The 19,908-nt window shown below is 62.4% G+C and carries 23 protein-coding genes; 19 read left to right on the top strand and 4 right to left on the bottom strand.

What is annotated here, in order from left to right:
- Window positions 1-45: 45 nt before the first annotated feature.
- The 11 genes from AAF358_10470 to AAF358_10520 all read left to right on the top strand — a co-directional run bounded on the left by AAF358_10470 (window position 46) and on the right by AAF358_10520 (window position 7,944).
- Window positions 46-279 (top strand): lipoprotein, encoded by a 234-nt coding sequence (locus AAF358_10470; GenBank protein ID MEM7705967.1) that lies wholly within the window; start codon window positions 46-48, stop codon window positions 277-279.
- Window positions 279-1,121 carry a diaminopimelate epimerase gene (gene dapF / locus AAF358_10475; GenBank protein ID MEM7705968.1) on the top strand — a complete coding sequence of 281 codons (843 nt, stop codon included), beginning with the start codon at window positions 279-281 and terminating at the stop codon, window positions 1,119-1,121. Before AAF358_10470 ends, dapF begins: the two co-directional genes overlap by 1 nt.
- 22 nt (window positions 1,122-1,143) lie before the next feature.
- Window positions 1,144-1,824: a DUF484 family protein gene (locus AAF358_10480; protein ID MEM7705969.1), complete on the top strand. Its 681-nt coding sequence runs from the start codon at window positions 1,144-1,146 to the stop codon at window positions 1,822-1,824.
- Entirely contained in the window at window positions 1,824-2,744 is a 921-nt protein-coding gene (gene xerC / locus AAF358_10485; GenBank protein ID MEM7705970.1) for a tyrosine recombinase XerC, read from the top strand. Before AAF358_10480 ends, xerC begins: the two co-directional genes overlap by 1 nt.
- A 212-nt stretch (window positions 2,745-2,956) precedes the next feature.
- Complete coding sequence (gene hslV, locus AAF358_10490) at window positions 2,957-3,493, top strand: ATP-dependent protease subunit HslV (protein ID MEM7705971.1); 537 nt, start codon at window positions 2,957-2,959, stop codon at window positions 3,491-3,493.
- Window positions 3,490-4,827 (top strand): ATP-dependent protease ATPase subunit HslU, encoded by a 1,338-nt coding sequence (hslU, locus tag AAF358_10495; GenBank protein ID MEM7705972.1) that lies wholly within the window; start codon window positions 3,490-3,492, stop codon window positions 4,825-4,827. The genes hslV and hslU overlap by 4 nt, the downstream gene beginning before the upstream one ends.
- Before the next feature lie 9 nt (window positions 4,828-4,836).
- The gene (locus AAF358_10500; GenBank protein ID MEM7705973.1) at window positions 4,837-6,045 is read left to right on the top strand and encodes an acyl-CoA dehydrogenase; all 1,209 of its coding nucleotides are present in this window, start codon (window positions 4,837-4,839) and stop codon (window positions 6,043-6,045) included.
- 3 nt (window positions 6,046-6,048) lie between these two features.
- On the top strand, window positions 6,049-6,318 hold the full coding sequence (locus AAF358_10505) for a DUF5062 family protein (protein ID MEM7705974.1): 270 nt from the start codon (window positions 6,049-6,051) through the stop codon (window positions 6,316-6,318).
- A 104-nt stretch (window positions 6,319-6,422) separates the two neighbouring features.
- Window positions 6,423-7,106, top strand: a complete 684-nt coding sequence (locus AAF358_10510) for a hypothetical protein (protein ID MEM7705975.1) — start codon at window positions 6,423-6,425, stop codon at window positions 7,104-7,106.
- A 12-nt stretch (window positions 7,107-7,118) separates the two neighbouring features.
- Window positions 7,119-7,604 carry a sigma-70 family RNA polymerase sigma factor gene (locus AAF358_10515; GenBank protein MEM7705976.1) on the top strand — a complete coding sequence of 162 codons (486 nt, stop codon included), beginning with the start codon at window positions 7,119-7,121 and terminating at the stop codon, window positions 7,602-7,604.
- Complete coding sequence (locus AAF358_10520; protein MEM7705977.1) at window positions 7,597-7,944, top strand: hypothetical protein; 348 nt, start codon at window positions 7,597-7,599, stop codon at window positions 7,942-7,944. Before AAF358_10515 ends, AAF358_10520 begins: the two co-directional genes overlap by 8 nt.
- Window positions 7,945-8,230: 286 nt before the next feature.
- Here AAF358_10520 and AAF358_10525 read toward each other — a convergent pair whose 3' ends face one another.
- The 3 genes from AAF358_10525 to AAF358_10535 form a co-directional block, all read right to left on the bottom strand.
- Window positions 8,231-8,431: a hypothetical protein gene (locus AAF358_10525; GenBank protein MEM7705978.1), complete on the bottom strand. Its 201-nt coding sequence runs from the start codon at window positions 8,429-8,431 to the stop codon at window positions 8,231-8,233.
- Window positions 8,432-8,691: 260 nt separating this feature from the next.
- Window positions 8,692-9,339 carry a potassium channel family protein gene (locus tag AAF358_10530; GenBank protein ID MEM7705979.1) on the bottom strand — a complete coding sequence of 216 codons (648 nt, stop codon included), beginning with the start codon at window positions 9,337-9,339 and terminating at the stop codon, window positions 8,692-8,694.
- A gap of 519 nt (window positions 9,340-9,858) precedes the next feature.
- Complete coding sequence (locus AAF358_10535) at window positions 9,859-11,394, bottom strand: phospholipase D family protein (protein ID MEM7705980.1); 1,536 nt, start codon at window positions 11,392-11,394, stop codon at window positions 9,859-9,861.
- Between the two features lie 123 nt (window positions 11,395-11,517).
- Between AAF358_10535 and otsB the strand changes: the two genes are divergently transcribed.
- The 5 genes from otsB (at window position 11,518) to AAF358_10560 (ending at window position 17,491) form a co-directional block, all read left to right on the top strand.
- Window positions 11,518-12,255 (top strand): trehalose-phosphatase, encoded by a 738-nt coding sequence (gene otsB / locus AAF358_10540; protein MEM7705981.1) that lies wholly within the window; start codon window positions 11,518-11,520, stop codon window positions 12,253-12,255.
- Window positions 12,252-14,036, top strand: coding sequence for a glycoside hydrolase family 15 protein (locus AAF358_10545; protein ID MEM7705982.1), 1,785 nt, complete (start codon window positions 12,252-12,254; stop codon window positions 14,034-14,036). Before otsB ends, AAF358_10545 begins: the two co-directional genes overlap by 4 nt.
- Before the next feature lies 1 nt (window position 14,037).
- Complete coding sequence (gene otsA / locus AAF358_10550; GenBank protein ID MEM7705983.1) at window positions 14,038-15,420, top strand: alpha,alpha-trehalose-phosphate synthase (UDP-forming); 1,383 nt, start codon at window positions 14,038-14,040, stop codon at window positions 15,418-15,420.
- A 113-nt stretch (window positions 15,421-15,533) separates the two neighbouring features.
- Window positions 15,534-16,244, top strand: coding sequence for an SDR family oxidoreductase (locus AAF358_10555; GenBank protein MEM7705984.1), 711 nt, complete (start codon window positions 15,534-15,536; stop codon window positions 16,242-16,244).
- A gap of 59 nt (window positions 16,245-16,303) precedes the next feature.
- On the top strand, window positions 16,304-17,491 hold the full coding sequence (locus AAF358_10560) for an NAD(P)/FAD-dependent oxidoreductase (GenBank protein MEM7705985.1): 1,188 nt from the start codon (window positions 16,304-16,306) through the stop codon (window positions 17,489-17,491).
- Window positions 17,492-17,615: 124 nt separating this feature from the next.
- Here AAF358_10560 and AAF358_10565 read toward each other — a convergent pair whose 3' ends face one another.
- Window positions 17,616-17,822 carry a cold-shock protein gene (locus tag AAF358_10565; GenBank protein ID MEM7705986.1) on the bottom strand — a complete coding sequence of 69 codons (207 nt, stop codon included), beginning with the start codon at window positions 17,820-17,822 and terminating at the stop codon, window positions 17,616-17,618.
- Between the two features lie 303 nt (window positions 17,823-18,125).
- On the opposite strand from AAF358_10565, the gene AAF358_10570 reads away from it, so the two are divergent.
- The 3 genes from AAF358_10570 to AAF358_10580 are packed head-to-tail and all read left to right on the top strand — an operon-like array spanning window position 18,126 to window position 19,908.
- Window positions 18,126-18,485 (top strand): DUF971 domain-containing protein, encoded by a 360-nt coding sequence (locus AAF358_10570; protein MEM7705987.1) that lies wholly within the window; start codon window positions 18,126-18,128, stop codon window positions 18,483-18,485.
- Window positions 18,486-18,508: 23 nt separating this feature from the next.
- Window positions 18,509-19,282 carry a bifunctional demethylmenaquinone methyltransferase/2-methoxy-6-polyprenyl-1,4-benzoquinol methylase UbiE gene (gene ubiE, locus AAF358_10575; GenBank protein ID MEM7705988.1) on the top strand — a complete coding sequence of 258 codons (774 nt, stop codon included), beginning with the start codon at window positions 18,509-18,511 and terminating at the stop codon, window positions 19,280-19,282.
- The gene (locus AAF358_10580; GenBank protein ID MEM7705989.1) at window positions 19,279-19,908 is read left to right on the top strand and encodes an SCP2 sterol-binding domain-containing protein; all 630 of its coding nucleotides are present in this window, start codon (window positions 19,279-19,281) and stop codon (window positions 19,906-19,908) included. Before ubiE ends, AAF358_10580 begins: the two co-directional genes overlap by 4 nt.

Genomic DNA, 19,908 nt, shown 5'->3' on the forward strand with positions numbered 1-19,908 from the left:
GAGGCTATAATGTGGGGTGCTCACCAAAGCTCGAGAACGGGTGCCATGACGCTTTTGCGGAACCACTTCAAACCCAGGGTCCAGACCTTCCAATCGAAAGCCCGGCTTGTCCTTAACACGACGCTGGCTGCCGTATTTCTTGCAGCACTGGCGGGCTGCGGCAACAAGGGTGAGCTGTTCCGTCCGGAGGCCAGCGACACCGAGGCCGAAGCTGCGCAGCAAAGCTCCGGCGACAGCGAAGACCTCGAGGATGGAAACGACGGAGACAGCTCGATCTAATGACGGCGCTATCGGATTTGCCATTCACCAAAATGCATGGTCTGGGCAACGACTTTGTGGTGCTGGATGGTCGGGAGGAGACGCTGTCGCTCGATCCGGCGCAGCTGAGGTGGTTGGCCGATCGCCGCATCGGGATCGGCTGCGACCAGGTGCTGGTGCTAGAGAAGTCGCCGGCGCCCGATGCCGCGCGCTATCGAATCTTTAATCCTGACGGTGGTGAGGTCGAACAGTGCGGCAATGGCGTGCGGTGCGTCGCGCGCTGGCTGTATGATCGCGGCGAGCTCGGCGAGCAAAGCTCGCTGCTCAGCGCCGCCGGCCGGATGCAGGTGACGATTCTCGGGTCCGGCCAGGTGACCGTCGGCATGGGTGTGCCCGCGACTGATCCGGCCCTGGTGCCGGTGATCAGCGATGAGCCGGGGCCTGAACATGAGCTGACGGTGGCCGGCGCCGCGCACCGTTTTGTGGTGCTCTCCATGGGCAACCCTCACGCTGTCCTGGAGGTACCCGACGTCGACTCTGCGCCGGTGCTGGAGCTCGGCCAGGCACTGCAACAGCACCCCGCCTTTCCTAGACAGATCAACGTCGGCTTTGTCCAGGTGCTGGACAGCAGCCGGGTGCGGCTGCGAGTGTTCGAACGCGGCGCCGGCGAGACTCAGGCCTGCGGCAGCGGCGCGTGCGCCGCGGCGGCGGCGATGATTTTGCGGGAACGGGTCACAAGCCCGGTAAAGGTCGAGCTGCCCGGCGGCGCGCTGGGGATCGAATGGTCCGGCCCCGGGGCACAGGTTATGATGACGGGGCCCGCTGAGTACGCGTTCAGCGGCAAGATCGATCTCCACAGCTGACGACAACAGGGGCGGCTTACGCATGGCCATAGACGACAGCCAGGTTGCGCAATACCTGGCCGACAACCCAGATTTTTTGACGCGCCATTCGGAGCTGCTTGAGGTGCTTACGGTGCCGCACGACACCAGCGGATCGTCGCTGATCGAACGGCAGGTCGCCATGCTTCAGCAGGAGATCAGGCAGCAGCGGGGTCTGCTGGAGGAATACCGGACGGTTGCGAGCGAAAACCAGCAGATCCTCGAGCGGATGCATCGGGTGCAGCTCGAGATGGTTCAGAGTGAGTCACTGCAGGAGCTGCTGGACCGGGTCAGCCAACGACTCAGCGAGCAGTTTGGCTGTCGCCAGGTTTCGCTGGTGTTGGTCGACGGTGAGGGGTTGCCGGACCATCCGGTGCTGCGGACGCCGCGGGATGAACAGGCCCGCGCCGAACTGGCGGCGCTGACCGCGATCAGCGAGCCGCTTTGCGGACGTTTGAACCGCCGCCGCCGGGAGCTGCTGTTTGGCGATGCGGCGCCCGAGGTTCAGTCGGCCGTCTGCACGCCGCTCGATACTCAGGTAGCCATGGGCGTACTCGCGCTGGGGAGCGACAGCGAGGATCAGTTTCACCCGGGTATGGGAACGCTGTTTCTTAGTCTGATGGCCCAGACGCTCGGGCACTGTCTGGCTCAGCAGATGCCCGAAGCGCTGCAGCAGCAGGCCTGATGGCCACGCCGGCAGACCCTGCCGACAATGCGATCAGCCGTCAGGCGGCGCAGTTTCTGCAGCATCTCACCGACGAGCGTCAACTGTCTCCGCGCACCTGTCAGGCGTACCAGCGCGACCTAACGCGCCTCGCCGCCTTTGCCGACAAGGCGGGCTACGAAGAACCGAGTGAACTCGGTCCGGAGGAGATTCGCCGCTTCGCCGCCGGCATGCGGCGTGAGGGGCTGTCCGGCCGCAGCATCGCTCGCACGCTGTCAGCGCTTCGCAGCTGGTTCGAGTGGCTCATCCGGGAAGATCAGCTGAGCCTCAATCCGGCGCGAGGGGTCCGCGCACCCAAAGCGGCCAAACGGCTCCCCCGATCGCTCGACCCCGACGAAATCGAGCGCCTGCTGAGCTTTCCCGGTGATGATCTCCTGGCGCTTCGTGACCGCGCGCTGCTCGAACTGTTTTATTCCTCCGGCCTGCGTCTGGCGGAACTCGCCGCCCTTCGTTGGTCCAGCTTCACCGCAGACCTGTCGACCGTCAAGGTCACCGGCAAAGGCCGGAAGCAGCGGGTGCTACCGGTGGGCAGCAAGGCCCGCGAGGCGCTGATACGTTGGCGCAATGCTCGCCCGGCGACGGCCACTGACGCCGTGTTTGTCAGCGCGCGGGGCGCTGCGCTCAGCCACCGTGCCATCCAGAGCCGGGTCGCCCTTCGGGCTCGTCAGATGGGGCTGTGGCAGCGCGTTCACCCGCACATGCTGAGGCATTCTTTTGCCTCCCATCTGCTTGAATCGAGCGGTCAGCTGCGGGCGATTCAGGAGCTTCTCGGTCACAGCGATATCAGCACCACGCAGGTGTATACGCACCTGGATTTCCAGCACCTGGCCAAGGTCTACGACGCCGCCCACCCGCGCGCCAGAAGTAAGCCCGAAGGTTAGCGTCGCGCAGGTCGCCGCGGCAGCCAGCCGGCGGCGGCGCGATGTTGAAGCCGCCGCTTTCGGCCCCATCTCTCTCGTGTCACTACATTTCTTCGGGGCTTACACCCCACCCGGTTGTCGTTCTCTTCCACGCTTGCGTTCTTTTCCGACGGTCTGGAAGGGCTCATGGCCCGGGCGGCGAGCCCATAAGTCGAGCGAGGCCAAAAATAACCATGAATACGCGAGGAACAACGATCTGTTCGGTTCGCCGCGGCAATCACGTCGTGATCGGCGGTGACGGCCAGGTCACGCTGGGCAATACGGTGATGAAAGCCAACGCCCGCAAAGTGCGGCGGCTTTACAAAGACCAGGTGCTGGCGGGCTTTGCCGGAGCGACCGCAGACGCCTTTACGCTGTTCGAACGCTTCGAGGGCAAGCTGGAGAAACACTCCGGGCATATGGTGCGCGCGGCGGTGGAGATGGCCAAAGACTGGCGCACCGACCGTATGCTGCGCCGGCTGGAGGCGCTGCTGGCCGTGGCGGACGAGAACACGTCGCTCATCATCAGCGGCACCGGGGACGTCATCGAACCGGAAGACGGCCTGATTGCGATCGGCTCCGGCGGACCGTTCGCGCAGGCTGCGTGCCGCGCTCTGCTGGACGAAACCGAGCTGGCGCCGCGGGAAATTGTCGAGAAAGGCCTGCATATTGCTGCCAACATCTGCATCTACACCAACACCAACCTCACCATCGAGGAGCTGCAGTCATGAGCGCCATGACGCCACGTGAAATTGTCCAGGAACTGGACAAACACATCATTGGCCAGAACGACGCCAAGCGGGCGGTGGCCATTGCGCTGCGCAACCGCTGGCGGCGCATGCAGGTGTCCAAAGACCTGCGCGAAGAAATCACGCCCAAGAACATCCTGATGATCGGCCCCACCGGCGTTGGCAAAACCGAAATTGCCCGACGCCTGGCCGCGCTGGCGGGTTCCCCGTTCGTGAAGGTTGAGGCCACCAAATTCACCGAGGTGGGCTACGTCGGTAAAGACGTCGAATCCATCATCCGCGAGCTCGCGGACGTGGCCTTCAACCTGACCCGGGAGCAGGCCATGGCGAGGGTCCAGAGTCGGGCGGAAGACGCGGCGGAAGACCGCATCCTGGACGCGCTGCTGCCCCGGCGTCAGACGATGGGATTTGCGAACTCACCGACCGAGCCGGTCGGCGACAACGAGACCCGCCAGAAGCTCCGCCGCAAGCTGCGCGACGGCGAGCTGGACGACCGGGAAATCGAGCTGGAGATCGCCGCCAACGTCGGGGTGGAGATCATGGCGCCGCCGGGCATGGAAGAGATGACCAGCCAGCTCAGCGATATGTTCAAAAACATCGGCAACATGCGTACCCAGAGCCGCAAGATGACGGTTAAGGCCGCCCGCCCGGTGCTGATCGAAGAAGAGGCCGGCAAGCTGATCAATCAGGACGAGATCAAGCAGCAGGCGCTCGAGGCGGCGCAGGAAAACGGCATCGTATTCATCGACGAGATGGACAAGGTCTGTAAGCGCTCCGAGTACGGTGACGGCGGCAGCATCTCCCGCGAGGGGGTGCAGCGCGACCTGCTGCCGCTGGTGGAAGGGTCTACCGTCACCACCAAGTACGGCATGCTGCGCACCGACCACATTTTGTTTATCGCCTCGGGCGCTTTTCATCTGGCGCGGCCATCGGATCTCATTCCGGAGCTGCAGGGCCGACTGCCGATTCGGGTAGAGCTGTCGGCTCTGGCGGCTGAGGACTTCGAACGGATTCTGACGGAGCCAGACGCGTCGCTGACGCAGCAGTATGAGGCGCTGCTTGAGACCGAAGGCGTGAATCTCAAGTTTGAGAAAAGTGGGGTCAAGCGGCTGGCTGAGGTGGCGTTCCAGGTCAACGAGCGGACCGAAAACATCGGTGCCCGAAGGCTGCACACCATCATGGAGCGGCTGCTGGACAAGATCTCGTTTGAGGCGCCCGACCGCAGCGGCGACACCTTTTCGGTCAATGCTGGCTACGTCGACGAGCACCTGACCGAGCTGGTCAAAGACGAAGACCTCAGCAGATACATATTGTAAAGTAGGCCCATGAGCGCAATTCCCAAAGACGTGGTCAGCCCACAGCAGGACCAGAAGTTTGACTGGCGCGACCCGCTCGCGCTGGCAGGCCAGCTGGATGAAGAAGAAAACCAGATCGCTGAGGCGGCGCGGCAGTACTGCCAGGCGCGGCTCCAGACTCGGGTCCTGGACGGTTTCCGTAACGAGACCTTCGACCGGGACATCATGACCGAGATGGGCGAGCTGGGGCTGCTCGGCGTCACCGTGGCGCCGGAATACGGCGGTTCGGGCATGAGTCACGTGGCGTACGGTCTGATCGCACGGGAAGTGGAGCGGGTCGACAGCGGCTATCGCTCCGCCATGTCGGTGCAGTCGTCGCTGGTCATGTATCCGATCGAAACGTTTGCCACCGAAGCGATCAAGCAGCGGTGGCTGCCGAAGCTGGCGACCGGCGAAGCGGTTGGGTGTTTTGGTCTCAGCGAGGCAGACGGCGGGTCCGACCCGGGCGCCATGCGCACCAATGCCAAAAAGGTTGACGGCGGCTATCTGCTGAACGGCAGCAAGATGTGGATCACCAACTCACCGATCGCCGACGTGGCGGTGGTGTGGGCCAAGCTGGACGGCAAGATCCGCGGCTTTGTCGTTGAGCGCGGCATGGACGGTTTCACCACGCCGAAGATCGAAGGCAAGGTGTCGCTGCGGGCGTCGGTCACCGGCGAAATTGCCCTCAACGACGTGCTGGTGCCGGAAGAAAATCTGTTTCCTGAAGTCACCGGTCTGCGCGGCCCCTTCTCCTGTCTGAACAAGGCGCGCTACGGCATCTCCTGGGGCGCCATGGGCGCGGCGGAGTTCTGCTGGCAGGCTGCCCGTGACTACGCCATGGACCGGATTGTGTTCGGCAAACCCATCGCTGCAACCCAGCTGGTGCAGAAGAAGCTGGCCGACATGCAGACCGAAATTGCGCTTGGCCTGCAGGGGGCGCTGCAGCTGGGTCGGCTGATCGACAGCGGCGCCTTTGTGCCCGAGGCGATCTCGCTGATGAAGCGCAACAACTGCGGCAAGGCCCTGGCCATCGCTCGAGAGGCTCGCGATATTCACGGTGGCAACGGCATCACCGACGAGTATCACGTGATTCGCCACATGGTGAACCTCGAAACGGTCAATACCTACGAAGGCACCCACGACGTGCACGCACTCATCCTGGGTCGCGCGCAAACGGGCATTCAGGCCTTTTCTTAGCCTTTGGCCAAGAAGCAAAAGCTCAAAAACGAAGCGGAACTGTTTAAGGCGGCCCTGGCCGCCGGCGTGAAATACGCTGAAGACCGCAAGGTTGTGGAGTTTGAGCCCGGCGACTCCATGGCCGACAAAGCCCTCTACGTCTACCGACTCCTGGTGCACGACAAGCTGCTCGCGCCGCTGCCGGAAACCCAGGTTTCCCAGAAAGCCATCCGCCACCGCCTCGCGCTGTGGCATGCGCGCAACCTCCCCAAAGACGACCCTCTGCTGAAGTAGCGGCCGCATCGCTGCGGTCCCGGTAGCGAGGAGATTTCCTTCGACAATGAAGAAAGCCGCCTGTGGTGGGTACTATCCAGCACAACCACACAGGAATTTCTATCATGTCTATTCGAACTGTTGTGCTGCTGGCAGCCGTGCTGCTCGTTGGCGGCTGCGAAGCTGAACAACCGATTTCCACCGACGGCGGTCAACCGCTGTCGGTGATCCAGACTTATGAGGTGGAGGCCGGTACGGCCCGCGAAATCGCCACGGTGCTGCAGGAGCTGATCCACGATTTGGACGCCCGGGCTCGGGCTCTTGGCGACAATCTGGTGGTGGTCAGCGCGCCGGCGTCGCTTCAGCAGGGTGTTAGCAGCCTGATTAAGGAGTTTGAGCGCACGCCAGAAGCCGCGCCGGTGCGGGTGAGGCTGCACTACTGGCTGGTCGGTGGAAAGGCCTCGGATCAAGTTCAGGTTCCCGATACGCTGGGCTCGATCGCGGACGCGTTGACCACGCTCACCGACGCTGCCGGTCCGCTGGCATTTCGGCGGATCGACTATCTACAGCAGGTGCTCGCCAGCGGTCGCGGTGCTGGGTCTGTGCACGGCGCCGTAATGAACGCCGAGAGTCGAGTTGCGGTGTCTGACGGCAACATCGGCGTCGATCTGAATCTGCGGAAAAAGCAGCATCACGTGGGTGCCTACGTCGAGCTGGCCGACGGTGAGACAGTGCTGCTGGCGCAGATGGGCGCAGACGGGGAGGAGGATGAGACCCTGCTGTTTGTGGTGCGCGCGGAAACCTTCTGAACGGACCTTCCGTTGCTCCGGCAAGAGGATCTCGAGGCGCTGTTTGTGAAGCGGGAACGCTCGCTGTTCAACATCGCCCTGCGCTGGACCTTCAACGAAGCCCAGGCTGACGAGCTGGTGCAGGAGGCGTTTCTACGGGTCTGGCAGCAGCGTCGTCGCGTGGTGCCGGAAACCGCCAACGCCTACCTGTACCAGACGCTCAATCGCCTGGCGATGAAACTCGCCCGACGGCGCACCGTATGGCGGCGGGTAAAGACGCTTCTCGGTTCTGGAGACGCCAGCCAGGATTGGCTTTTGCCCGCTGACCAGTACGACCGAATCGAGGTGCAAGAAGCGATTCAGGCGCTGCCGGACGGTCAACGTGCCGTGCTGCTTATGGCGGAGTTTTCTGGGCTGTCTCAGAAGGAAATTGGCCAGGCGCTCAACTTACCGACCGGCACGGTGGGGTCACGCCGCCACGCTGCGCTTGCAAAACTCAAGGAGTTGCTCGATGGATGACAGGTTCGGTCTGAAAAACGTCGCGCCGCCGCCCGGTGGGCTTTCTCGGCTACAGCGCCGGCTAAGCCGCGAAAACCGCGAGCCGGCCAGGCTTGGTTGGATTGGGGTCGCTGCCGCCACGCTGCTCGCCGTATCCCGGGTGCTTCAGCCGCCGGCTTCCGAGGTCCCCGCATGGGCCCGGGATCATCCCAGGCTGAGGATCACCGACGGCGTCCAGTCGTCGCTGACGCTCAAGCAGGGGTCAGCGAAGCGCCTGGCCGCGTCGTCCGGCGTGACGGTCTATCTGGTAGACGTGACCGAACCCCGAGAGCTTGCCTCTACGGCCGGACCACCGGACTAAGCGTGCGTCAGTGTTCCGGCGTATCCCTGCTGCGGGCGTCAGAAATGAGGTGACTGATGATTCGCCAACCGTCGGGCCGCTATTCGAAGAAGCTAGCGAACAGCAGAATCCTGCGTGGGGCCATTGGGTAATCTACGGGTTGCTCTAAGAACTGAACGCGCCTGCTAGACAGACACACTCACGGGATTTTTGCCACATGGCAAGCGGGGCGGAGTTCCTGGCGCCCGGTCGACAACCGATTCAGGCTGAGCAACGTCAACCGCGGTTCCGCCGGCGGCGCTGGGGCTCAGGGCGTTTGGGCTTCGAACCCATCCGACAGAATTTCTTCGGGCAGACATTCGACCTGAACCGCCGCCAGTTCGGTGTCATAGGTGATGGCGGTGTAGCGACAGATCTGCTGGCCGCAGCTGGCAATGCGGCTAAAGGGGTTGACGGTCAGGGCGGGACAGCTCGCTGTGAGCGTGCCGAAAAGAAAAATCACGGTCATGAATGTTGGCCTCAGACAACTTGAGGCAGTCTAGTCAGCGAACCTTAACTTGCCGTTAAGTCGCAGTTAACCGACAAGAAGCGATCCCGAGGATCATTTCCAGATCAGTTCGGCGCTACCCCATGCCACCAGCCAACGTGCTCTCGGAAATGGTGTCGCAAAGTGTGCGGCAATTCGGATCGGCAACGATCGCTTTTTCCTCGCGCCGCAGGGAATCCCTGCCGTCGAACTGAACCGATGGTTGGCTTTTCGGCTGAACGCTACGGACGTTTGCTCGCCAGATGCGTGGCCACCAGCATGGCTAGGAGCACGGCGAGGTACAGCTGACCGATGATCGCCTCAACCGCGGCCAGCATGCGCGCACCGCTGCTGACCGGCGTGATGTCGCCGTAACCCAGGGTCGTTAGGGTGACGAAGCTGAAGTAAAAGGCGTGGTCTACGGACGCGTTGGGCGCGAGACCGTCGATGGCGTCGGGCGCCATGGTCACCAGCGCCCGATAGAGCAGAGCGAACGCCAGTCCAATCGTGAGATAAATGTTGATACCGCCGTAGATCACGTCTTTGCTGATATGTCTCCGCCGCCCAAATACATCTCGCGCCAGGACAAGAGACACAACGGCGAAGCAAGCGGCTCCAGAGAGTTGGGTCAGGGCTGCCGGAAGTCCCGTCAGTTGGAACCACACACCCGCCAGCGTTATCACGGAAAGCGCCCCGACGCTCGCGACCTGAACCAGGCTGTGGCTGACGCTCCAGACGGCTGCCAATATGACGGCGGTGAAGAGCCCTGGCAGCAGTGATCCGAGCTGGACAAACTCGGAGATCAACGGGCCGATCAACAGCATCCCCGCTATCGTTAGCGTGAGGGCCTGATAGCCGCCCTCACCAGGCTGCAAGCGCTTCGCGCTCACGGGTACGATGTCGGCCTGTCGGCGACCCAATGTGCCGCGCGATCAGCAGCAGGCTGAGCAGGAAGCCCGCTGGGTGCGTACCCGCACGCCGCCGAAGAGCTCAGATTCTTGTCGGTGTATTGATTCATGTTCTACTCGTCCTGTGCTGCCGGCGTGCCCGCAGCGGCAGTGTACCTTTTGTGTCATTTTTCCGATTGCGGGATGTTAGGCCCACCGGCGCTATTCGAGACTTCGGCGAGGTCTGCAAGCCGCTTGCGGCCCCCGCCGGTGTAGACGAGGTGGTTATGAGGAGAGGAATCGTTGACCCGTCTTAGGCCTTACCCGACTCGCTAGCGATCAATTGCCGCAGCCGCGCTTTTCTTAGTGCTGTGCTCGGGGCCATCGGGGGCGGAGGACTACAGTCGCCAGAAAAGATAGCCACAGAGAAGGCTGAGCGCGACGGCTGGCTCCGGCAGATGAGCATGGCGTCGAGCGAACTGACACTCGGCATTTTTTGGGTCCTGCACAAACCTGTAGCTGCTAGAGCTGGTTCTCGATCGGCAGCAGAGAGAGGAAAAAGCTGCTGAGGCGGCGTCCAACGCCAGCTTCCGGCTCGCTGCCGCGATGCTCACTGTTCCAGCTCAACCGATCGCGCTCGTCCAGAGTCAGCCGCCAGCTCCGCTCGGCCGCAAGCTGTTCTTCAATGGCGTCCGCAAGCTGGCCGGCGAGCGCCGGACTCTCAATGATGAGAGCCATTTCCGTGTTCAGCGCCGCTGACCGGGGGTCGAGATTGAACGTCCCGACAAAGGCAGTCCGGCGGTCAAAGACCGCCACCTTGCTGTGGATACCCCAGGTGCCGGGTCTTTTTGGCTGGGAGGGCTTCAGCTCATAAAGCTCAAGGCCGTTGCGGAGCAGCGGCTTGCGGTATTTGCCGTAGCCCGAGTGGGCAATCGCATGGTTGTTGGAGGCGAGCGAGTTGGTTGAAATTGTGACCTTCGTGCCGCTTTCGACCAGCTGTCCGAGCCCCTCGACGCCCGCCTTACCGGGAATGAAATAGGCGGACTGAAGAATCACGCTGTCGCTGGTGTCCCGAATCAGATCGCGCAGGGCCGGCAGCACGTTGGACTGGTAGCGCTTCGGATTGTCCACCTTGCCCGGGTCATCGACCACCAGCCTGGCCGGCGCCCAGTGAAACAGCGGCAGCGACTCGGACAGAATTTCTCTCGGGTCATCTTCGGTGACGGCGGCAAAATAGCCCTGGCTGAGCAGATCCTCGTAGCTGGTGACGGCCCTGGACCCTGCCAGTGCGGCGACCGGGTAGGCCGAGGAGCTGTTCCAGTACGCGTCGAAGCTGGCCGACACCTCGGGGACAATGGGGCCCACCGCCACAACCTCGCTGTCAAAAAAGTTGAAGTCCTCATCCTGGTCAAAGTATTCGTCGCCGATATTGCGTCCGCCCAGAATGGCCATCTGATTGTCGACCGCAAAAATCTTGTTGTGCATGCGGCGGTTAATCTGCCCGAAGCGAAACGCCAGCTCGGTCAGCTGGCGAAGCGGCGCAAACCTTTTTCGGGTTTTCTTCGGATTGAAATAACGCACTTCGATGTTGGGGTGCGACGAAAATCGTGCTACCTCGATGTCGCGCCCGGCCTCAAAGATATCGTCGAGCAGGATGCGCACCCGGACGCCCCGGTCGGCCGCGCGTACCAGCTCGGCGGCGAGCTCCCGCCCGGCGCGGTCCCGGTTCCAGAGGTAATACTGGAGGTCGATCGACCGTTCAGCGACACGGCAGAGCTGGATCCGGGCGTCCAGTGCATTCCCACCGTCGAGCAGCAGCAGGAACCCGGACAGGCCGGGATGGGCCGACTGCTGGGGCGCCAGAATTTCAGCTAGCGGCGTGTCTTGTGTGTTCTCCGGGGCATAGCTGGCAGGCCGCTGTGATTCGTCGATTCGCAGCGACGCACAGCCGGTCAACAGCAGCGAAAGTAAGACCAGGGCCAGTGGCCAGGGGGCCCGGTGCTGGTGTCCTGGTGTGGGGTCGCCGAAGGCGTTGAAAGGACGCGTTGCGCTGATCACAGCGCGAGTGTCTCACGCCTATCGGCTGACCTGAAGGCAAGGCCGGCCAGGTTGGGGCCTAGCGAGGTCAAACGATCTTGTGCGCCGCGTCCGGCCGCCTGGCTTTTCCGGCATAATGCGCCAATGGTCCAGCCCCTGCGCGATACAGCGCTGTTTCTCGACGTTGACGGCACGCTGCTGGAAATCCAGGATCAGCCCGATGCGGTGATCAGCAACCCCTCATTGACCGACCTGCTGCTAGCTCTGGCGCAACGTCTCGGCGGCGCACTCGCCCTGGTGAGCGGCCGTCCTATCGACGAAATCGATCGGATTTTTGCACCGCAGGTTTTCTGCGCGGCCGGCGGACACGGCGTTCAGGTAAGGCTACCGGATGGATCGCTCGAAACCCATCCGACCCGTCTTCCGGCTTCGACCGTCCAGCTTCTGCAGGACGGGTTAAAGGGGCATTCCGGTACGTTCCTGGAGCGCAAAAGCCACGGGCTGGCGCTGCATTATCGCGCCAATCCGCAAGCCGGCGAGGCGGTTCGGCGACTCGCTGACGGGGCGCTGGAAGACCTGAGCCGGCGAGGTGAGCAATTTGAACTGCTGTCGGGCAAAATGGTGGTTGAGCTGGTTCCGCATGACGTCAATAAAGGAGGCGCCATCAATCGCCTGATGCAGCACCCCATTTTTGCCGGCAGAGCGCCGGTTTTTGTCGGTGACGACGTCACCGATGAGTATGGATTCAGCGCCGTGAACTCGCTGGGTGGTCAATCGCTCAAAGTCGGGCCGGCGGATACCCCTACAGCGGCGCGCGAACAGCTCGAAGACGTCGCGGCGGTGCACCGCTGGCTGAGCAGCCTGCTGGAGTCGGCCGCATGAGTCATCTGAAGGTTGGAGTCATCGGTAACTGCCAGATCGCCGCGCTGCTCGACGAGACCGGTGACATGGTCTGGTGCTGTATGCCACAGCTCGATGGTGACCCGGTGTTTTGCCGCTTGCTGCGATCCGACGAGCAGGGAGAGCTGCCGGGTTTCTTCCGCGTCGAGCTGATCGACTTCAGCCACAGCGAGCAGGATTACCTGAGCAACACGGCGATCCTGCGCACGACGCTTTACGACACCCACGGAAACGGTGTTGAGCTGACCGACTTCGCGCCCCGGTACGGCTATCTGGGCCGAACCTTTCGGCCGGTGATGCTGCTGCGCCGTTTGCGGCCGCTCGGCCGACCCCGCATCCGGGTGCAGCTTCGGCCGGCCACGAGTTACGGCGCTGCTGCCTGCAAAACCACTCACGGCAGCAACCACATTCGCTATGTGGGAGAGGACCAGGTTTTGCGGCTGACCACCGATCTGTCGCTGACCCACGTGCTGGAAGAAACCCCTTTTGTGCTCGATAAGGCCCAGCACATGGTGCTTGGCCCCGACGAGTCGATTCCGGAGTCCGCGGGCGATACGTTCCACAACCACTACCGGGGCACACGCGACTATTGGCAAACCTGGAGCCGCGGCCTGTCGATACCGTACGAGTGGCAGCAGGCGGTGATCCGCGCGGCGATCAGCCTCAAGCTGTGTACATTCGAGGATACGGGTGCGGTGATCGCGGCGATCACAACCTCGGTTCCGGAGGCGGCCGACAGCGGTCGCAACTGGGACTATCGATTCTGTTGGCTCCGTGACAGCTATTTTGTGGTGCAGGCGCTGAACCGGCTGGGCGCCACCGGCACGATGGAGAGCTACCTGCGCTACATCTTGAACGTGGTTGCCGAAGCGGGGGAAGAGGAGCTGAAGCCGCTGTACGGGATTCGCGGTCACTCCAACACGGACGAACGGATTGTCGAGTCGCTTGACGGCTATCGCGGCATGGGCCCGGTGCGCATCGGAAACCAGGCTTATGAGCAGGTTCAGCACGACGTTTACGGAGCTGCGGTACTTGCAGCGACGCAGTATTTTGTTGACAGCCGGCTGATTAATCCGGGCGGCGAAGAGGAGTTCCGGCGGCTCGAGGCGCTGGGACACTGGGCGGAAAAGAAGTTTGATCAGCCGGACGCAGGCCTCTGGGAGTACCGGGGGCGGCAGCGCGTTCATACCTTTTCCTCCATGATGTGCTGGGCCGCCTGCGACCGGCTGGCCAAGATCGCGAAGCACCTGCAGCTGCCCGATCGTGCCGCTCACTGGCGCCGGTCAGCCGACCACATCCATGACGTGATCCTGACCATGGCCTGGGATGAAAATCAGCAGGCTTTTACCGAAAGCTTTGGGCGCCCGGAGATGGACGCCAGTTTGCTCACGATGCACGATCTGGGATTCCTGGCGGCTGATGACCCGCGTTTTGTGAGCACCGTTGAGCGGATTGGCGAGACGCTCAAACAGGGCAAGCATCTGTTTCGCTATCGCGCGGCTGATGATTTTGGTGAGCCGGAAAACGCTTTCAATATCTGCACCTTCTGGTACATCGACGCGTTGGCGGCCATCGGGCGCCGGGATGAGGCGCGAGAGCTGTTTAAGAACATGCTGGCGTCGCGCAACCCGCTGGGCCTGCTGTCCGAAGATATCGACCCGGTTTCCAACGAACTCTGGGGCAACTTCCCCCAAACCTACAGCATGGCCGGGGTGATCAACGTCGCCGTGAGGCTGAGTAAACCCTGGGACGAGGCCTTGTGAGATGAGTCGACCCGGACGGCTGATCATCGTGTCCAATCGGGTCGCCAAGCCAAAGCGGCGCGGTGCGGCTGCCGGCGGTCTCGCGGTGGGCATCCTCGGCGCGCTCAAGGAAGCTGGCGGCATGTGGTTCGGCTGGAGCGGCAAACTCACCGACCGGGAAACCCGCGACCCGGTCATCAGCCGCAGCGGCAACATCGAGTACGCGACCGTTGATCTCAACGACCGCGACTACGAGCAGTACTACAACGGATTCTCCAACCGGGTGCTCTGGCCGGTCTGCCACTACCTGCTGTCGTTTGTGAAATATGAATCGGCCGACTTCGATGGCTACCGTCGGGTCAACACGGTGCTGGCCCGCAAGCTGGCGGCGCTGGTCCAGCCTGATGACGTGATCTGGGTGCACGACTATCACTTGATACCGCTGGCGGCGGAACTGCGCGCGGCCGGCATCAGCAACCCCATCGGGTTTTTTCTGCACGTGCCTTTTCCGAGCTACGAGGCGTTTCGAGCCGTACCCAACCACGAGTATCTGCTGCGCAGCCTGTGTGCCTACGACGTAGTGGGCTTCCAGACCCAGCGCGACCTGGCCTGCTTCCAGCAGTCGGTGACCCAGCCTGACATCGGCGGCGCGTTGCTGCCCAGCGGCGACATCGAGATCGGGGGCGGCCGACTCAAGGCCGACGTTTTTCCGATCGGCATCGACGTCGACGAACTGCAGGACCTCTCACTCGCTGCGCAGTCAATGAGCCAGGTCCGGAGCCTCGTGCGAAGCCTCGCCGGACGGGACCTGATGATCGGCGTCGACCGGCTGGATTACAGCAAGGCGCTGACCCAGCGCCTGCGGTCTTATGAGCGGCTGCTGGAAAAGTACCCCAACACCCAGTCCAACCTGACCTACCTGCAGATCGCTCCGCCGACTCGCACCGGAGTTCGGGCCTACGAAGAAATTCGGGCTGAGCTGGAGCAGGCTTCGGGCCGCATCAACGGCCGCTTCGCTGAAGCCGACTGGGTGCCGATCCGCTATCTGAACAAAGGCGTGGACCGCAAACGGCTGATGGGCTACTTCCGCAACGCGGCCATCGGCCTGGTGACGCCGATTCGTGACGGCATGAATCTGGTCGCGAAGGAGTACCTTGCGGCTCAGGACCCGGAAGATCCCGGCGTACTGGTGTTGTCAAGTCTGGCCGGGGCCGCCCAGGAGCTCCCCGAAGCGGTATTGATCAATCCATACGACCGCGATGCGGTGGCCGACGGCATAGGGACAGCGCTGAATATGTCGCTTGAGGAGCGCTGCGAACGGCATGACGTCATGCTGCGGACCCTGAGGCGCAATGACATCGTGGCCTGGCGATCACGTTTCGTTGAGGCGCTCCACGGTCGTTAGCGCCTCACCGGCTCCCAGGCCGGAAATCCGCCCCGTCCGGCGTCGGATCGCGCTAGACTTGGCGGATTGGCGGCCCGCAGGCCCACATCACATCTCAGGAGGCTGTTACACCCATGAAACGTATGATCATGATCTGGCTGATCGCGGCCACATGGCTGGGCGGGTATTGCCTGTCCGCTAACGCCGAAGACAACGCGGTGCTCGTGTTTGGCGCCACCGGCGGCACCGGACTGGCGACCGTAGAACGGCTGCGTGAGCGCGGTATTCCGGTGACGGCTTTTGTCCGGCCGACCTCCAATCGCGAGAAACTGACGCCGATGGGCGTTTCCTTTGCCGTCGGCGACGCGTTGTCTGCCGAGGACGTGGAAAAGGCGGTTGCGGACGGCAGCTTTATGGCGATCGTCAGCGCGATCGGGGGCCGACCCGACCAGCCTCGTCCAGATTTCACCGGCGTTCAAAACATGGTGGACGCGGCCAAGAAGCACGGCGTTAAACGAATGGTCCTGGTCAGCTCGATCGGCGCGGGGGATGACGCGCGGGAAAAACCGGCTCCGGACGCCGGCTTCTTCAAGACGATCCTGCACGAAAAAACGTTGGGTGAAGACTATCTGATCGCCAGCGGCATGGATTACACCATCATCCGGCCAGGCGGGCTTCGAAGCGAGCCGGCCACTGGTAACGGGCAGCTCAGCGAAGCACCGACGATGGGCATGATTCACCGCGAAGACGTTGGCGCCCTCATTGTGCAGACGCTGATGGACCCGGCCGCCAATGGCAAGGTTTATCACGCGATCGACCCAAACCTGAAGCGCGAGGAGCGCTAGGCTACCGGGAGACCAGGCGCCAACGCGCGGTCCGGGTGGCCCGGCTCTGAAGGGCGCGGATGCAGTCTTATGACGTAGTCGTTTTGGGGGGCGGCGCGGCTGGATTGATGTGTGCCGTCACCGCCGGCTGTCGCGGCCGCCGGGTGCTGGTGCTGGAGGGGTCTAACCGCATCGGCAAAAAGATTCTGATGTCCGGGGGCGGACGCTGCAACTTTACCAATCTCAATACCCGCCCGGCCCATTTTCTGTCGGCCAATCCACACTTCTGTAAATCGGCCCTGAGCCGCTACAGCCCGGAAGAGTTTGTTGACCTCGTGGAGGCCCATCAGATTGCTTACCATGAGAAAACGGCTGGCCAGCTTTTTTGCGACGAGAGCTCGAAGCAGATTGTGGCGATGCTCAAGGCTGAATGTGACGCCGCTGGCGTCCAGATCGAGACCCAAAGCGCTATTACCGACGTTACGTCGCAAGCGGACGGCTATCAGGTGAGCTGCCGACTTGGGGAGATTCGCTGTGAATCGCTGGTGGTTGCGACCGGAGGGCTTTCCATTCCGCGAATGGGCGCCAGTGATTTTGGGTTCAGGCTGGCGCGTCAGTTTGGTCTCAAAGTCCGGCCAACCCGGGCGGGCCTCGTCCCTTTTACGTTTTCCGGAAAGGTGGGCGAGATGGTGGCCCGGCTGTCGGGCGTTTCCATCGCCAGTTCGCTGTCCTGCGGCCCGGCGGTGTTCGACGAAAACCTGCTGTTTACGCACCGGGGGCTTAGCGGCCCGGCTGCGCTTCAGCTCTCCAGCTATTGGCGGGAAGGACAGCAGGTCTCGGTAAACCTGCTGCCGGACCTCGCACTGCCGGAGGTATTCTTGACGCGTAAGGGTGATGAGCCCAGGCAGCGCTTGCGAACGCTGCTCGGCCGCTGGCTGCCCAAAGCCCTGGTGAACGAGCTGCAGCGCGACTTCTGGCCAGCGCTCGCGGAGTCGCCGCTAGCTGAAATTGCCGACCAGAAGCTTCGAGAGCTTGCTCGAAGGCTCAGTGATTGGCAGCTGCTGCCCTCAGGTACCGAAGGCTACCGAACCGCGGAGGTGACCCTGGGCGGCGTGGATACCGATGAGCTGTCTTCCACCACGATGGAATGCCGGCACCACGCCGGTCTTTTTTTCATCGGTGAAGTGGTCGACGTCACCGGGCATCTCGGGGGATTCAACTTTCAGTGGGCCTGGGCATCAGCCGTCGCAGCGGGCCGGGTTGTTTAGCTAATGTGACAGGGCACTAAACGATTGGGCAGGCCAAAAAAAAAGCAGGGCCGATTGGCCCTGCTTTGCTTAAGCTCTTTCGAGCCGCCCATTACCGCTGCCATGAGGCAGCGGACGGACCGCATTAGATGACGGTGATGTTGTCCGCCTGCAGGCCCTTCTGGCCCTGAGTTACGGTGAACTGCACCTTCTGACCTTCGATCAGGGTGCGATGGCCGTCGCCATTGATCGCTTTGAAGTGGGCAAACACGTCAGGACCGGACTCCTGCTCGATGAAACCATAACCTTTAGCGTCGTTGAACCATTTAACGGTGCCGGTGGTAGTAGACATAAAACTTCCTATTTGGGATTAATCAATAACATGGCCGCCAAAGCGGCCGGAAAACGGCTGGATCTTTTGCTTTTACTTATGACAAACAGGACGAGGTACTACAGAGGTGCCATCGAAATGGAATACATAAATATCGGGCTAAATCTACGAGCCGAGAGCAAAATACACTGCTGCGGGTGAAAGTCAATGAATATCTTCACATTTGTGAAGCCCGAATTGACATTTTGAGCGCGGGCCGAAATTGCGAACTCGCCGTCGCCGGTCAATCTGGCGGCAGGCCCCGCCAGGCCTTATCCTTGCGCCATGGACCAGCCCGTACCGACCGATATCACGCTGCACCAGAGTTCGCGAATGCTGGAGGTGGCGTTTGATGATGGTCAGTGCTTTGAGCTGCCGTGTGAGTATCTGCGCGTGCATTCGCCGTCAGCCGAAGTTCAGGGACATGGACCCGGCCAGCGAGTGCTGCAGACCGGCAAGCGGGATGTCAATATTATGAACGTGGTTCCGGTGGGCAATTACGCGGTGGGTTTACACTTTTCCGACGGCCACTCGACCGGGCTCTACTCCTGGAAAACCCTATACGATCTCGGCACAAACCATGAGCGATACTGGCAGGCCTATCTCGATGAGCTGGCGGCTGCTGGCGCGAGCCGCGAATCCTGACCCAAGGCCCAAAACGCACCCCGATGAATAAACCTCTAGAGCCGTCCGGCGCCGGAACCGAAACCACACACTTCGGTTTCCGCGACGTGCCGGTGGCGGAAAAACAAGCGCTGGTCGGTGAGGTGTTTACCTCTGTTGCATCCCGCTACGACCTCATGAACGATTTGATGTCCCTCGGCATTCATCGTCTGTGGAAGCGCCATTTTGCGACGACGGCTCGGGTGCGGGCTGGCGCCAAGGTGCTCGACCTGGCGGGCGGGACCGGGGATATCGCTTCGCTGCTGTATCCCAAGCTGGGAGAGTCCGGTTCGGTGGTCGTCGCCGACATCAACGCTGCCATGCTCGACTGCGGGCGCGACCGGCTGCTGGACGAAGGCAAGCATCGCCGAAGCCACTTCATCCAGGCGAATGCGCAGGCGCTGCCGTTTGCCGACAAATCGTTTGACCTGGTGACCATGGCGTTCGGGCTGCGTAACGTCACTGACAAGGACGCGGCCCTGCGCAGTATCTATCGGGTCCTCAAACCCGGCGGTCGGATCATGGTGCTGGAGTTTTCGCAGCTGCGCCCGGCGCTGCTGCGGCCCGCCTACGACTGGTACTCTTTTAACGTGCTGCCGGCACTGGGCTCTCGGGTTGCTGGTGACGCGGACAGCTATCGCTATCTGGCTGAGTCGATCCGCAAACACCCCGATCAGGCGACCCTAGACGACATGATTGCGGAGGCAGGATTTGTGCTCGGCGGACACCGCAATCTGAGCGCCGGACTCGTCGCGATTCACCACGGTGTCAGACCATGAGCGAGCTCCGCGAAGCAGCTGCCAGCGATCGCTCACAACGCCTGGCTGATGGCATCAACCGCCTGCTGGCTCGTTTTCTGAAGCTGGACCCGGAAGTGAGCCGAAAGCTACGCTCGCTGGAAGGCCGGTCGCTGGCGGTGACCCTGGACGGACCGGACCTGTCGTTTTACCTGCGCTGCGATGACCGCCAGCTCAGGGCGGTGCCGGGTCTGCCCGATGCGCCGGGCGCGGTGCTGAAGGCGACCCCGGGGGCGTTTATGGCGCTGGCCGCTAGCGGCGGGACCGGGGCCGTCGGCAAGGTTTCGGTTGAGGGAGACGCGGAAACCGCGCGCCGTTTTCAACAGTTTTTCACGGACCTGAGCCCGGATTGGGAGGAGGCGCTGACCTCGCTGTTTGGCGACGTGATGGGCTTCCAGGTTTCCCAGTTTATGGAGCGCGGCTTGTCCTGGCTCAAGTCCGCCGGTCGGGGACTTTCCGAAACGGGCAGTGAGTACCTGCGCGAAGAAAGCCGACAGCTGGTCACCCGGCCTGAGATGGAGCTGTTTTTGGATGCGGTGGACGACCTGCGGGAAGACGTCGACCGACTGGAGGCCAGGATTCGGGCCCGGCGTCGCCGGGCGGACTGA

Source organism: Pseudomonadota bacterium (assembly GCA_039033415.1).
Classification (GTDB): Bacteria; Pseudomonadota; Gammaproteobacteria; order Xanthomonadales; family SZUA-38; genus JANQOZ01.

What these genes read in the sequence shown, in the direction of transcription:
- AAF358_10560 (MEM7705985.1), top strand. Translation starts at nt 16,304, where the DNA reads ATGCAGTCTTATGACGTAGTCGTTTTGGGGGGCGGCGCGGCTGGATTG.
- AAF358_10570 (MEM7705987.1), top strand. Translation starts at nt 18,126, where the DNA reads ATGGACCAGCCCGTACCGACCGATATCACGCTGCACCAGAGTTCGCGA.
- AAF358_10470 (MEM7705967.1), top strand. Translation starts at nt 46, where the DNA reads ATGACGCTTTTGCGGAACCACTTCAAACCCAGGGTCCAGACCTTCCAA.
- dapF (MEM7705968.1), top strand. Translation starts at nt 279, where the DNA reads ATGACGGCGCTATCGGATTTGCCATTCACCAAAATGCATGGTCTGGGC.
- AAF358_10500 (MEM7705973.1), top strand. Translation starts at nt 4,837, where the DNA reads ATGAGCGCAATTCCCAAAGACGTGGTCAGCCCACAGCAGGACCAGAAG.
- otsB (MEM7705981.1), top strand. Translation starts at nt 11,518, where the DNA reads ATGGTCCAGCCCCTGCGCGATACAGCGCTGTTTCTCGACGTTGACGGC.
- AAF358_10545 (MEM7705982.1), top strand. Translation starts at nt 12,252, where the DNA reads ATGAGTCATCTGAAGGTTGGAGTCATCGGTAACTGCCAGATCGCCGCG.
- AAF358_10525 (MEM7705978.1), bottom strand. Translation starts at nt 8,431, where the DNA reads ATGACCGTGATTTTTCTTTTCGGCACGCTCACAGCGAGCTGTCCCGCC.
- AAF358_10555 (MEM7705984.1), top strand. Translation starts at nt 15,534, where the DNA reads ATGAAACGTATGATCATGATCTGGCTGATCGCGGCCACATGGCTGGGC.
- xerC (MEM7705970.1), top strand. Translation starts at nt 1,824, where the DNA reads ATGGCCACGCCGGCAGACCCTGCCGACAATGCGATCAGCCGTCAGGCG.
- otsA (MEM7705983.1), top strand. Translation starts at nt 14,038, where the DNA reads ATGAGTCGACCCGGACGGCTGATCATCGTGTCCAATCGGGTCGCCAAG.
- ubiE (MEM7705988.1), top strand. Translation starts at nt 18,509, where the DNA reads ATGAATAAACCTCTAGAGCCGTCCGGCGCCGGAACCGAAACCACACAC.
- AAF358_10565 (MEM7705986.1), bottom strand. Translation starts at nt 17,822, where the DNA reads ATGTCTACTACCACCGGCACCGTTAAATGGTTCAACGACGCTAAAGGT.
- AAF358_10510 (MEM7705975.1), top strand. Translation starts at nt 6,423, where the DNA reads ATGTCTATTCGAACTGTTGTGCTGCTGGCAGCCGTGCTGCTCGTTGGC.
- hslV (MEM7705971.1), top strand. Translation starts at nt 2,957, where the DNA reads ATGAATACGCGAGGAACAACGATCTGTTCGGTTCGCCGCGGCAATCAC.
- hslU (MEM7705972.1), top strand. Translation starts at nt 3,490, where the DNA reads ATGAGCGCCATGACGCCACGTGAAATTGTCCAGGAACTGGACAAACAC.
- AAF358_10480 (MEM7705969.1), top strand. Translation starts at nt 1,144, where the DNA reads ATGGCCATAGACGACAGCCAGGTTGCGCAATACCTGGCCGACAACCCA.
- AAF358_10580 (MEM7705989.1), top strand. Translation starts at nt 19,279, where the DNA reads ATGAGCGAGCTCCGCGAAGCAGCTGCCAGCGATCGCTCACAACGCCTG.
- AAF358_10520 (MEM7705977.1), top strand. Translation starts at nt 7,597, where the DNA reads ATGGATGACAGGTTCGGTCTGAAAAACGTCGCGCCGCCGCCCGGTGGG.